Below are 13,896 nucleotides of genomic sequence, written 5' to 3'. Positions count from 1 at the left end.
TAAGGCGCCAAACCTGTGGGAGCGAGCCTGCTCGCTCCCACGCGGGTTTCGCTTAACTGACTGGCACTCGCTACCATTGCAGGCCCTCTTTTGGGGGGATACGACGCTTAGTCAGACTTCTTGCGAATCCAGTACAGGTAGGTCCCAGCCTGTTCGTGCTGGCCCACCAGCTCATGGCCAAGAAACACACAGAACTTGGGGATATCGCGGCGGGTCGACGGGTCGGTGGCTATTACCTTCAACAGGCCACCGGCCGGCAGGTCGCGCACGTGCTGGTGCAGCATCATCACCGGCTCCGGGCAATTGAGGCCCGTGGCGTCCAGCGTGCCGTCGACCGGCGTATCGATCATTTCACTCATGGTTAACTCCTGGAACTGGCCGGCATTGTCGCGCAAGGCCGGGTGTATCGTCATCTGGGGTGTAGGTGGGCGCGAGCCTGCTCGCGAACGCGGTGGATCCGTCAACATCGATACGCAATGTGCCGATGCCTTCGCGAGCAGGCTCGCTCCCACAAGGGATTTGCGGACTCAGCGTTTCTTGGGCTTGATCACATCATGCCGACGCAGGTGACAAGTCACTTCCTCGCGGTCGTGGTAGAGCTGCTTGCAGCCGATATCGACTTTGATCCCGCGCGCCTTGAAACCTTCCTCGATCCGCTCCAGCAAACGCTTGACCTCGGCATAGCGCTGCTTCATCGGCAGCTTGAGGTTGACCACCGCCTCACGGCAATGGCCCTCGCCAATCCACTCTTCGAGCATGGCCGCGTTGCGCGCCGGCTTCTCGACGATGTCACAGACCATCCAGTCCACCGGCTGCTTGGGCTTGAAGGTGAACCCGTCAGCCATCAAATGCTGGACCAACCCGGTGTCCATCAAGCTCTCGGCCATCGGACCGTTGTCGATGGCCGTCACCAGCATGCCACGGTTGACCAGTTGCCAGGTCCAGCCGCCCGGGGCCGCGCCCAGGTCAACGCCAGTCATGTCGCTGTGCAAGCGCTCATCCCATTGATCGCGGGGGATGAAATGGTGCCAGGCCTCCTCCAGCTTCAAGGTGGAGCGGCTGGGTGCCTCGCGGGGGAACTTCAGGCGCGGAATGCCCATCGGCCACATCGCCGAGTTATTCGACTCGGCCAGGCCCATAAACACTTCACGACCGCTCTTGAAGGTCAGCAGCAAGCGCGGCTTGCTGGGGTCATCCACCAGTTTGCCGGCCGCCAACAGCGCCTTGCGCAGGTGGACTTCAAACTTCTTGCAGAAGTTCGACAGTTCCTTGCCATCGTTGGTGTCGACCATTTCCAGCCAAAGGCTGCCGCACACCGGGAAATCCACCATGTGCGCGAGGATAACGCTGATGCGGTCGGTTTCCGGCAGGTCGATGAACATGCCACGCGCCCATTGACGCGGGAAGATCAACTGCGAGAACCGCTGGCCGCGCATCAGGCGCTCGGCGCCGTCTTCTTCAGTGCACACAAATTCAGCGCAGGCGCTGGCCGTCTTGGCCTTGGCATACCCGGCCACGTTCAAGCGGGCGGCGTGCTCGGCGATCTCCGAGCAGACTTCACCTTCGAAACCTGGCCGGCAATGCATAAAGAGGATGTTCATTAAATCTCCTGGGCAACGGTGCGCAACCTTGCCCTGTCGCAAAGCCTGTCACGAAAACCGGCGCATGATAGCCGACTTCGCCACCTCGGACGTGTCCATAGCGTCCAGTTATTAGCCAGATATGCCAAACGGAGCTAGGTTAAGAGCTCTGCCCGTCCCCTCAATCCGTAGCCGTGCGGATTCAAAGGAGTGATCGTAATGCCGTCCCTCGATAGCCTCAAAACCCTGAAAACCCTGAAGGTCGACGACAAGACCTACCACTACTTCAGCCTGCCGGAGGCCGCCAAATCCCTGGGCGACCTCGACACACTACCGATGTCGCTCAAAGTCCTGCTGGAAAACCTGCTGCGCTGGGAGGACGAAAAGACCGTCACCGGCGCCGACCTCAAGGCCCTCGCCGCCTGGCTCAAGGAGCGGCGCAGCGACCGGGAAATCCAATACCGCCCGGCACGGGTACTCATGCAGGACTTCACCGGCGTCCCCGCCGTGGTCGACCTGGCCGCCATGCGCGCGGCCATGGCCAAGGCCGGTGGCGACCCCCAGCGGATCAACCCGCTATCGCCCGTGGACCTGGTGATCGATCACTCGGTAATGGTCGACTCGTTCGCCAGCCCCAGCGCGTTCGAGCAGAACGTCGACATCGAGATGCAGCGCAACGGCGAGCGCTATGCCTTCCTGCGCTGGGGCCAGAGTGCGTTCGACAACTTCTCCGTGGTGCCGCCGGGCACCGGCATCTGTCATCAGGTCAACCTGGAATACCTGGGGCGAACCGTGTGGACCAAGGATGAAGACGGTCGCACCTACGCCTTCCCCGACACCCTGGTGGGCACCGACTCCCACACCACCATGATCAACGGCCTCGGTGTGCTGGGCTGGGGCGTGGGTGGGATCGAGGCGGAAGCAGCGATGCTTGGCCAGCCGGTGTCGATGCTGATCCCGGAAGTGGTCGGCTTCAAACTCACCGGCAAGCTCAAGGAAGGCATCACCGCCACCGACCTGGTCCTGACCGTCACCCAGATGCTGCGCAAAAAAGGCGTGGTTGGTAAGTTCGTCGAATTCTATGGCGACGGCCTGGCCGAACTGCCCCTGGCCGACCGCGCCACCCTCGCCAACATGGCCCCGGAATACGGCGCTACCTGTGGATTCTTCCCGGTAGACGACGTCACGCTGGACTACTTGCGCCTGTCCGGCCGCCCCGCCGCCACGGTCAAGTTGGTGGAGGCCTACAGCAAGGCCCAGGGTCTGTGGCGCCTGCCCGGCAAAGAGCCGGTGTTCACCGACAGCCTGGCGCTGGACATGAGCAGCGTCGAAGCCAGCCTCGCCGGCCCCAAGCGCCCGCAAGACCGCGTTTCCCTGCCCAACGTCGCCCGGGCCTTCAGTGACTTCGTCGGCCTGCACCTCAAACCCACCAGCAAGGAAGTGGGACGCCTGGAAAGCGAAGGCGGCGGTGGCGTGGCCGTGGGCAACGCCGACCTGGCTGGCGAAGCGGACTACGAATATGAAGGCCACACCTATCGCCTGAAAAATGGCGCAGTGGTGATCGCCGCCATCACCTCCTGCACCAACACCTCCAACCCCAGCGTGATGATGGCGGCCGGGCTGGTGGCGAAAAAGGCCGTGGAAAAAGGCCTCACGCGCAAACCCTGGGTGAAAAGCTCGCTGGCGCCCGGGTCCAAGGTGGTGACCGAGTACTACAAGGCGGCCGGCCTGACCCAGTATCTGGATCAACTGGGCTTTTCCCTGGTTGGCTATGGCTGCACCACCTGCATCGGCAACTCCGGACCGCTGTTGGAGCCGATCGAAAAAGCCATCCAGGCCAGCGACCTGACCGTGGCCTCGGTGCTCTCGGGCAACCGCAACTTCGAAGGGCGCGTGCACCCGCTGGTGAAGACCAACTGGCTGGCGTCCCCGCCACTGGTCGTCGCCTACGCCCTGGCCGGCACGGTACGCACCGATATCAGCCGCGAGCCCCTGGGTGAAGGCAAGGATGGCAAGCCGGTATACCTGCGCGACATCTGGCCCACCAGCCAGGAAATCGCCGACGCCGTGGCCCAGGTCGACACGACCATGTTCCATAAGGAATATGCCGAGGTGTTCAAGGGTGACGAGCAGTGGCAAGCCATCGAAGTACCGCAGGCCGCCACGTACGTGTGGCAGGAGGACTCCACCTACATCCAGCATCCGCCGTTCTTCGACAACATCGGCGGCCCCTTGCCGGTGATTGCCGATATCAGCGGCGCCCGGATCCTCGCGCTGCTGGGCGACTCGGTGACCACCGACCACATCTCCCCCGCCGGCAACATCAAGGCCGACAGCCCGGCCGGTCGCTACCTGCGCGAAAAAGGCGTGCAACCACGGGACTTCAACTCCTACGGTTCACGGCGCGGCAACCATGAAGTGATGATGCGCGGCACCTTCGCCAACATCCGCATTCGCAACGAGATGCTTGGCGGCGAAGAAGGCGGCACTACGCTGTACATCCCGACCGGCGAGAAGCTGCCGATCTACGACGCCGCCATGCGCTACCAAGCCAACGGCACGCCACTGGTGGTGATCGCCGGCCAAGAGTACGGCACCGGGTCGAGCCGCGACTGGGCGGCCAAGGGCACAAACTTGCTGGGGGTCAAGGCGGTCATCGCCGAAAGTTTCGAGCGTATCCACCGCTCCAACCTGGTGGGCATGGGCGTGCTGCCGCTGCAATTCAAGCTCGACCAGAACCGCAAGAGCCTCAACCTCACCGGCCACGAAACCCTGGACATCCTCGGCCTGAGCGGCGTCGAACTGACGCCACGGATGAACCTGACCCTGGTGATCACCCGCGAGGACGGTCGCCGCGAAAAAATCGAGGTGCTGTGCCGGATCGATACGCTTAATGAAGTGGAGTACTTCAAGGCAGGCGGGATCCTGCACTACGTGCTGCGCCAGTTGATTGCCTCGTAACACTGACCCACACAAAAACACCGCCACCCGGCGGTGTTTTTGTGTTTGTGGCCCTCACTCTCCCCGCATCAATCCCTGGATGACACGCCCAAACCCAATAAACACTGACTAATTCCCGTCTTGCGACCGGGAACTCCCCAACTTGACGCATGTCTGCCCCAACGTTTACCCTCCCGCCCCTCGAATGGAAGCGATTCGTCCTACAGACGGGTAGTCCTCTGAAATTGAATTCAAACAACGCGCTCATCGTGTCGTTGTGCTGTGCGGTAAATCATGCTCAAGCCTCGCTCTGCCCTGCAAATCAAAAAATCCGTCATCTTTGCCCTGGTGTTACGCGAAGCGCGTTCGCGGATGGGCGCGCGTCGAATGGGGGCAATCTGGACGCTGATCGAGCCGATTTCTCACCTATTGATCCTAAGCGTGGTGATCACTGTACTTCGCGGCCGAACCATGGCCGGCATTGATTTCCAGGTTTTTGTCCTGGTTGGCCTAGCCCCGTTCCTGTTGTTTCGCAACACCGCCTTGCGCCTGATGAATAGCCCCAAGGAAAACCGCTCGCTGTTTGCCTATAAACAGATCAAGCCGCTCGACACCTTTATCGCACGCGTACTTGTAGAGTTCAGTCTCTCGGCGACCGTATACGCCATCCTGGTATTTGGCTTTGCCTGGTATGGCTTTGACATGTCCATCAAGTCACCGATCGAATGGATATTGACCATCCTGCTCGGCGTACTGTTCTCCTTTGGCCTGGGCGTGCTGCTTGCACTGATTGCCCATGCAATGCCCGGCAGCACATTGTTTCTACGCATGATGTTCTTTCCGCTCTACTTCATCTCTGGCGTACTCATCCCGGCCGCTTACCTGCCGCACGCGGCGCTGCCGCTGCTACTGCTCAATCCGTTCCTGCACCTGCTAGAGCTGATTCGCGCCGAAATCTTCCCGCACTACGTGCCGGTCGACGGTGTTTCGGTGCATTACGTGATCGCCTTTACCCTGGTTTTGTTGTTCGTCTCCCTTGGCGCTTACCGGGTTCGTCGACTGCATTTGATCTCCACCAAGAACGGCTAACCGCAGGCTTCCCGTGTTCGAGCTAAGAAACATCACCAAGTCGTACCTGACACCCAAAGGCCGTCGCCATGTATTTCGCGACCTGTCCCTGAAGATCCCCGCGGGGAAAAACATCGGCCTGATCGGCCGCAACGGCGCGGGCAAGTCAACCTTGATGCGCCTGCTGGGCGGCGCCGATGTCCCTGATTCAGGGACCATCGTCACCGACCAGAGCATTTCCTGGCCCGTGGGTTTATCCGGTGGCTTCCAGGGCAGCATGAGCGGGCGGGAAAACATCAAGTTCGTGAGCCGAGTCTATGGCGCCACGGGCGAAGCCATGCGCCAGAAGATCGCCTACGTCGAAGATTTCGCCGAAATCGGCAGTTGGATCGACGAGCCGGTGAAGACCTACTCCTCCGGCATGCGCTCGCGCCTGGCGTTCGGCCTGAGCATGGCCTTCGACTTCGACTATTACCTGATCGATGAAGTGATGTCGGTGGGTGATGCGCACTTCAAACGCAAGTGCGCGGAAGTGTTCCAGCAGCGCCTGCAAAAATCCAAGGTGGTGCTGGTTTCCCACAGCATGCCCGAAATCAAAAAGCTCTGTGACGTCGTGCTGCTGGTGTGCGACGGCGGGGTACAGATCTATGACGATGTCGATGAAGGCATCAAGGCCTACAACACCTGATCGCCAAAACCACGGCGTGACTGTTTCATTTCAAGGATGCGTGTGCATATGAGTAGTACGGGTAAATTCAAGGGCTGGCGCCTGACAATGGGGCTAATCGTAGTACCGATGGTACTGGCCATCATCTACTACGGCTTCTTTGCTGCGGACCGCTTCGTCAGCTCCGCCCAGGTCGTGGTGCGTCAGGAAGGTAGCAATCCGGGTGCACAATTGCCCGGCCTGAGTATGCTGCTGACGGGGGCCAACCCGGCGTCTCGAGAAGAGACCCTGTACCTGCGCGAGTACATCATGTCGATGGACATGATGCTGTTGCTCGAAGACCGCCTGCACTGGGTCGAGCAGTACAGCAAGCAGCGCAACGACCCGTTCTTCTGGCTGTCGACCGATACCCCGCGTGAAGACCTGCTCGAGTACTACCAGCGCATGGTCTCGGCCCATTACGACGAAACCACCGGTCTGCTGAAAGTTGAAGTACAAGCCTTCAGCCCGGAACTGGCCGAAGAGATGGTCAAGACCATACTCGAAGCCAGCGAGCACTTCGTAAACGAAGTCTCCCACAGCATCGCTCGCGAGCAGATGCGCTTTGCCCAAACTGAACTGGAAGGCGCCAGAAAGAACTCCACACAGCGCAAGGAAGAGTTGCTCAGCTTCCAGAACCGCAACAAAGTTCTGGACGGCAAAAGCTCCGCCCAAGGTCGCGCCAGCATCATCGACACCCTGGAAGGCGAACATTCCAAAGAACGTGCCGTCCTCACCCAGATGCTCTATAAACTTCGCCCGGATTCCCCCCAGGTCAAGCAACAGCAGCAACGGGTCAATGCTATCCGTGAGCAGTTGAACGCAGAAAAGCGCTTGCTGGTGTCCGCACCCGATGGCGACCAACTCAACGTGGTTGCCTCGCGTTTCCACCAGTTGACCCTGGACGCCGGCATCGCCGAAGAAACCTACAAAACCGCCGTTGCCGCACTCGACAACGCCCGTATCGAAGCCAGCAAAAAAATTCGCACCCTGGTGACCGTGGTCAGCCCGAACACCCCACAGATCGCCCTCTATCCAGAGCGCCTGTACAACCTGGCGACCATCCTCCTGGCGCTATTGCTGCTCTACGGCATTACCCGCTTCCTAATTGCATCGATCGAGGATCATCGTGATTAAATCCCTTACTGCCCTGCCCCTTCGCCCCCTGAACGTGAGCATGCGAAACAGTGCTGTCGCGGGTTTGCTGCTGGTGACGTTGACCCTGTCCGGTTGCGCCAACACCCTGTCCGGTGCCGGCCCTTACAAAGGTGACATCGAAAGCAGCAACACCGCGTATGACTTGGTAGAGATCAACGCCAACACTATCGCCCCGTTCATGCGTCCGGCCACCAAACCGGCCAAGGCGAACGTCTCCAGCCCCCTGGCGCAAAGCGTACGCCTGATGGGCGGAGACGAGATCAATGTGCTGATTACCGATAACGCTCCGGAAGGCAGCGGCCTGTTCGCCCCACTCTCCACCGGCGGCACCCAACTCAAGGTGCGCATCGACGACCAAGGCATGATCTCGTTGCCTTACGTAGGGCATCAGTTCGTTGCTGGCATGACCCTGATCCAGGTCGAAAACCTGATCCGCCAAAAGCTCAAGGGCGTGACCACAGATGTTCAGGCACACGTCGACCTGGTGGGCGACCTGTCCGGCTCCGTGCTCGTAGCCGGCGCCGTGAAAGCCCCGGGGCGCTTCTCCACCCTGCAAGGCCCACTGACCCTGCTGGACGCCGTCAACCAGGCCGGCGGCCCGGTACTGGAACCGCATCTGGTCAACGTCACCGTGCGTAATGGCGACCAAGCCAGCAGCTTCAACTACGAAGACGTGTTGGCGGGGAACAACTTCGTCCTCAAGCCGAACTCGGAAGTCATCCTCGACCGAGCTCGCCAGCGCTTCGTCGCCATGGGTGCGGTAGGTGACCCAGGCCTGCATGACCTGCCTGCGCAGAACACCAGCCTGCTGGATGCCCTAGGCTCTGTGGGCGGCCTGAAAGAAGCGAATGCCAACCCTAAAGGTGTATTCGTATTCCGAATGGGCGAAGGTGAAGCGACCAAACCGACAGTCATGCGCATTGATATGCGCGACCCCGCGGCCATTTTCTATGCCCGCCAGGTTATGTTGAAGCCCGATGACACGATTTACGTAACCAACGCAGCGGTTTACGAGTGGCAGAAGATTATTGGGCCGATTGTGCAAACACTGGTACTGGGACGAGCACTGGGCGCCAATTGACCGGCGGTCATTCAGCACCTTTAAGAGCGAGTACCGGGTAGCCCGATTGCCCCAGTCACTCTGCCGGGCAACTCAGACTCAAGGCTTTGGCCACACTCCGGCGTTTCGCCGTAGTGTGGTCTCTCCTCGAGCCTATCGGCAGATATTGCGCTGTAGAGCCTGGTTTACACCGAACAGCGCGGCCGCGAAGTAGCCAGCACCGAGCATCACCTACTCGTGCTGGCAAGCCTCGGCCCCTTCCTCCGCTACTGCAATACCGTCCTGTAGTCGGTGGATAGCCCCGGAAAAACCACTCGCTGTTCGCTTCCAAACCAATCAAGTCGCTGGACACCCTCTTCACTTGGTTACCGCTGTTTACTGCTTTTTACTGCTTTTTACTGCTTTTTACCCAGCAAGCCTAGGCGGCTCGGTATTACATCTAAACCTAGAGAGCGGGCATCGCGACATCCTGCTTAATCTCGGGAAGGGCACGTCGACATAGAGCCCATTACAACGTGCAAGCACGTTAGCTGGATGCCGACAGGCGAGCACTTCCCGACTCTGTAACAACAGCAGTAGATCGCTCAGTCAACATCCAGGCCAGCAGCGACTGATATTCAATTCAATAGGAAAGGATCCATATGTTAACCGCAGTGGTGCCCTACACTGGCAATCTTCAGCGTTTCCTGGAGACGATAAAATCGTTTCTAGTACAGAAATTCACGGCCGACGTTAAGCGAATCGACCAACTGCCGCAGCTTATCGTCCTCAACATGACGACCGAGGATTTACAAGCGGCTGAGACAGAGGGCTTGCTGAGACGGTTTCGTTCGCTCATCACCCTCGTAGACTGCCCGGACCTCACTCTTCCTGCGGCCTACAATCAAGCCGTCAAACTCGCGACCCGCGACTACATTACCTTTGCCTTGCCTGGCGATATGTTCCCTGTCGGCTCACTGGCGAAGGCTTGCGTCTTTTTCAAAACCCAGACCAAACTCGTTTCATTTATTTCACTCAACACCGCCTGCCTGTTCAGGGACACCGAGAAGTTCGATCTCATTTTCAGAAAAGACTCGCCTGCACTGATCGAGTTGAACGAGCACCCTGATTTAGTACCAATCGTATTTTCGGGAATCATCCTGAAAAAAGCATGCTTTGATTCCAGTAGTTTCAATGAATCGCTTGAATACGATTTCGGCCTTGACTTCATCTACCGTCTGCTCAAATCCAATCCGAAATTTGGGTTCGCAAAAACAGCTGCGTTCAGGACCACCAACTCCCTGGAGTCAACTGAGGTGGGCTCGACATTCGCCTTAAGGGCCGAGTGGTATTGGCAGACGACAAGAGACTTTCTAATTCCACTCTTCAAAAATCACGTCTATAGCGACGGAACCCTGCCTAAATACCTACAACACGCTGCCACCTACCAACTAAAATGGCGCTTCCAACACAACATAAATACAAACTCAAAACATGTTATCGACGAAGAAGTCGAAACGTTTTTTGAGTTGTGCGGCAATCTACTCAACCAAATAGATGCCGACATAATCACGACAAAATCAAAGTTTTTTACACTAACACAGTTCATCAAATATACCTTCCTGCATCTAAAGTACAAAGACCAATACACCCCTAAATATTTTTACTACGAGGGAAATACATTCCTCGAGCAAGACAATACAGTTCTATTCAAGGCCAACGACCAAAAGGTTCTGCTGGAGCTTCTTGAATACGATGAAGAAAACCTCATAATTGAAGCTTCTATAGATAATTTTGTTGATCTAACAAAGTGTCGGCTATTGGCGTTCTATGCAAAAGAACCACTGATCGTTCAAGAAACCTATCGCTACGCCCACGCCAAGTACTTCTCCGTTTCGGTGCATAAGCGACACACCTTCAAAGTGGCAATACCGAAACAAAAACTTCTATCTACTCCTGGGGCCATTGCATTCAAGCTGAAGATCGACGGCCATTTAGTTGATCTCTCCATCATAACGAAGCGCCACACATCCAGACTCTCTTCCAGCCTTCCTAAAACGTATTGGGCCTCATCTGGGTTCGTCCTTCGCCTTGCTACAAACAAAAAAACCATCAGCGTGAAGAAGGCAACGCTCACCACACGGATCAAGGCTGAATACGCATTACTCAGCAACATGTTGTTCAGCAACAAGTGTCCCACTCAGCTCTTCACGCTTCGCTGTCTCTACTGGCTATCTTATCCATTTTTCAGCCGAAGCAGAATTTGGCTTACCTATGACAAGCTCTACAAAGCGGGTGACTGTGGCGAATACTTCTACAAGCACGCCGTCACTCGCAAAGATGGAATATCAGCAGCGTACGTCCTGAACGAGACATCGCCGGATTATGCTCGCCTGCGCAGCGAAGGCTATCGCCCGCTGAAATACGGGACCCTGAAGCATAAATTGCACTTCCTTCATGCAGAAGCCATCTTCACCACCCATGGCGGCGTCCACTCATTTAACTCGTTCACTGACAGCGATATCATTTACTTTCAAAATCTACTCCGTGCGGACGTAGCCTGCATCCAGCATGGTTTGACGGTCCAGCAACTGGCATTCAACTCGAACAGGCTCTTCAATAACATGAAGAGATATTACTGCGCCTCAAAATACGAGATCCAAAACCTTGCTCATCCTGTATATGGATATGAAGACAAGTCGGCCCTAAAGCTTACTGGAATCCCGCGCTATGACGGACTGGTAAACCAGGACAAGAAGCAAATACTCATAACCCCCACCTGGCGGAACTATATCGCCATGCCCGCCACGGCAAAAAATGAATCAAAACCTTATTACCCAGGCTTCAAAAATACTGATTACTTTAAAATCTATAACTCACTGTTATCCGACGCACGCCTGATTGAAACAGCCAAGGCAACCGGCTATAAGATTATTTATCTACTTCACCCAACGGTTAGCGCTCAAATAGACGACTACCCTAAGCGTGATGGAATAGAAATCATACCTTCATTGAGCATCAACTATGAAGAGATCTTAACCGAGTCGAGCCTGATGGTAACCGATTATTCAGGTGTGCAATTTGACTTTGCCTACATGCGCAAACCTGTTGTCTATTACCACCCGCCTAAACTTCCACCGCATTACAAGGAAGGTGGATTCTTCTACGACACCATGGGCTTTGGTGAGATCTGCACTGAGCATGATGAACTAGTCAACAATATCTGCAGCTACATGCTGGATAATTGCAACGTCAAACCCTTTTATCTTGCGCGCCAAAATGACTTTTTCGCACACAGCGACTTGGACAGTAGCAAGCGTATTTATGACGACATGCTGGACTACCAAAAAACCAAAACAAAAGCTTTCAAACCTGCGCCATCAGATTCAGCAACGAACTGCGTTCAAGATTGATCGAGACCATTATCATGAATACTGCATTGATTTTCGCCGGGGGCACCGGCCAGCGCATGAACTCCAGAACAAGGCCGAAACAGTTTCTGGAGTTGCATGGCAAGCCGATCATCATTTACACGCTAGAGCATTTCGAAGCTCATCCCGATATCAACAGCATCGTGGTCGTGTGCCTGGAAGAATGGATTCCCTACCTTCAGAACCTGCTTGCCAAGTTCAATATCAACAAAGTCATCTCTATCGTGCCGGGCGGCACATCCGGGCAGGACTCGATCTACCGAGGGCTACGCAGCATTTCCGAGCGGTGTCCGAAGGACACTGTCGTACTCATCCACGATGGTGTCAGGCCGTTGATCAACGCCAAGTTGATTTCTGACAACATCGACTCGGTGTTGGCCAATGGCAGTGCTATTACCGTATCCAAAGCGATTGAGACCATCATCCTGACGTCCCAGGACAAGGTTTCCAATGAGATTCTTGACCGAAACTATTGCGAAGTCGCCAAAGCCCCCCAGAGTTTCTATTTGAAAGATATTTTGTCGGCTCACCTGAAGGCCATCGAGTGCGGGGAAACGGATATGATCGACTCCGCAACATTGATGCAATGGTTCGAAAAGCCATTGCACTCCGTGCTCTATGAAAGCATCAATATCAAGATTACCACTCCCATAGACTTCTATATCTTCCGGGCCATTCTGGATTCCAGGGAAGACACTCAACTTTACGGATTGGAATGACCATGCCTTTATTTCCACAAGAAAGCGCGATACTTCTTAACGATCTTGAGGCAATCGCCCATGAGAAGTCTGTTCCATGGGCGATGTTGAGAGATAAAACCGTGCTGGTGACCGGGGCCACGGGCCTGATGGGCGGGCTACTGGTCAAGGCCATCCTGTACGCCAACCATGTACACCAGAACCGAACCCGTGTGATAGCCCTGGTCCGTGACAAGAAAAAGGCCGAGCGCACTTTTTCCGCCTATTCGGCCTGCAGCGAATTACAGTACCTGGAGGGGGATATCCTCACGCCACTGGATATCGAAGGCCCTGTCGATTACGTGCTGCATGCGGCCAGCGTGACCCAGTCGAAATCCTTCGTGCAGGCACCGGTGGAGACTATCAAGACTACATTATGGGGAACCGATAACCTGCTTCGCTTCGCTCATGAGCACGGCGTGACCTCGATGGTGTATTTGTCGACCATGGAAGTCTATGGTGCGGTCAGCAAGGAGGGAAAAGTATCCGAGATCGATTTTGGTTACATAGATCCTTTCCAAGTACGCAGCAGCTATCCAGAAAGCAAGCAGGCTGCAGAAACCTTGTGCTGTGCCTACCACAGTGAATATGGCGTCCCGGTAAAAACAGCACGCCTAACCTTGACTTTCGGCCCCGGTATTTTCCCCGAAGACAATCGGGTATTCGCACAATTCTGTGCGAGCGTTCGCCGCGGTGAAGACATTGTTCTGCACACCCCGGGCGATACACAAAGGGACTATCTTTATACGGCCGATGCCATTACTGCACTGCTTATCATTCTGTTGTGTGGCCAGAGTGGCCAAGCCTACAACGTGGCAAACAGTGACACCTACATCAGTATTCGTGCCATGGCTGAACTCGTTGCCAAAGAGTGCGCTCAGGACACAATCAACGTAGTCATTAAGGTGCCCGAGCATCTTGAAAACCTAGGCTATGCACCGACTGTAAAAATCAACCTAGACACTCAAAAGTTAAATACTCTTGGATGGCATCCGAAGACCAACCTGCAAGACATGTATAAGAATTTACTGGCCTATATGGACGAAAAATCTTCTTAAGATTGGACCAATAAAGTGCGACGACAGAGAAGTATGTCGTCGCACCATAAATCAGCCCCTAGCAAAAAATCAACTTACCTAACACGCAACAACCAACCAATTTGAACCTCACCTGCATAAATATTAACCTCAGGCGAATGACTTGCATCGCAGCCGGAAATATACTCCTGCCCAATGTT

Annotated in this window: 10 protein-coding genes; 8 read left to right on the top strand and 2 right to left on the bottom strand. The window is 55.8% G+C overall.

The window, feature by feature from the left end; genetic code table 11:
* Positions 1-107: 107 nt before the first annotated feature.
* Positions 108-359 (bottom strand): sulfurtransferase TusA, encoded by a 252-nt coding sequence (gene tusA / locus BMW74_RS13490; protein WP_093420869.1) that lies wholly within the window; start codon positions 357-359, stop codon positions 108-110.
* A 168-nt stretch (positions 360-527) separates the two neighbouring features.
* Positions 528-1,601, bottom strand: coding sequence for a 23S rRNA (cytidine(2498)-2'-O)-methyltransferase RlmM (gene rlmM / locus BMW74_RS13485; RefSeq protein ID WP_093420864.1), 1,074 nt, complete (start codon positions 1,599-1,601; stop codon positions 528-530).
* A 198-nt stretch (positions 1,602-1,799) separates the two neighbouring features.
* Here rlmM and acnA point away from each other — a divergent pair, with 198 nt between their 5' ends.
* The 8 genes from acnA (at position 1,800) to BMW74_RS13445 (ending at position 13,717) form a co-directional block, all read left to right on the top strand.
* Positions 1,800-4,541: an aconitate hydratase AcnA gene (acnA, locus tag BMW74_RS13480; protein WP_093420859.1), complete on the top strand. Its 2,742-nt coding sequence runs from the start codon at positions 1,800-1,802 to the stop codon at positions 4,539-4,541.
* Positions 4,542-4,814: 273 nt separating this feature from the next.
* Entirely contained in the window at positions 4,815-5,609 is a 795-nt protein-coding gene (locus BMW74_RS13475) for an ABC transporter permease (protein WP_093420854.1), read from the top strand.
* Positions 5,610-5,622: 13 nt separating this feature from the next.
* Complete coding sequence (locus BMW74_RS13470; protein ID WP_093420850.1) at positions 5,623-6,276, top strand: ABC transporter ATP-binding protein; 654 nt, start codon at positions 5,623-5,625, stop codon at positions 6,274-6,276.
* Between the two features lie 48 nt (positions 6,277-6,324).
* Positions 6,325-7,431 carry a KpsE/RkpR family capsule polysaccharide export protein gene (locus BMW74_RS13465; RefSeq protein ID WP_093420845.1) on the top strand — a complete coding sequence of 369 codons (1,107 nt, stop codon included), beginning with the start codon at positions 6,325-6,327 and terminating at the stop codon, positions 7,429-7,431.
* 40 nt (positions 7,432-7,471) lie between these two features.
* Complete coding sequence (locus BMW74_RS13460; RefSeq protein WP_093420841.1) at positions 7,472-8,533, top strand: polysaccharide biosynthesis/export family protein; 1,062 nt, start codon at positions 7,472-7,474, stop codon at positions 8,531-8,533.
* Between the two features lie 620 nt (positions 8,534-9,153).
* The gene (locus BMW74_RS13455; protein WP_093420837.1) at positions 9,154-11,904 is read left to right on the top strand and encodes a CDP-glycerol glycerophosphotransferase family protein; all 2,751 of its coding nucleotides are present in this window, start codon (positions 9,154-9,156) and stop codon (positions 11,902-11,904) included.
* 14 nt (positions 11,905-11,918) lie between these two features.
* Complete coding sequence (locus tag BMW74_RS13450; protein WP_093421454.1) at positions 11,919-12,641, top strand: IspD/TarI family cytidylyltransferase; 723 nt, start codon at positions 11,919-11,921, stop codon at positions 12,639-12,641.
* Positions 12,638-13,717: an NAD-dependent epimerase/dehydratase family protein gene (locus BMW74_RS13445; RefSeq protein ID WP_093420832.1), complete on the top strand. Its 1,080-nt coding sequence runs from the start codon at positions 12,638-12,640 to the stop codon at positions 13,715-13,717. Before BMW74_RS13450 ends, BMW74_RS13445 begins: the two co-directional genes overlap by 4 nt.
* The last annotated feature ends 179 nt before the right edge of the window (positions 13,718-13,896 follow it).

This window comes from Pseudomonas sp. ok272 (assembly GCF_900109995.1).
In the GTDB taxonomy this organism is placed as follows: domain Bacteria; phylum Pseudomonadota; class Gammaproteobacteria; order Pseudomonadales; family Pseudomonadaceae; genus Aquipseudomonas.
The sequence above is the reverse complement of the archived record's forward strand: the minus strand, read 5'-3'. Positions and strand labels throughout refer to the sequence as shown.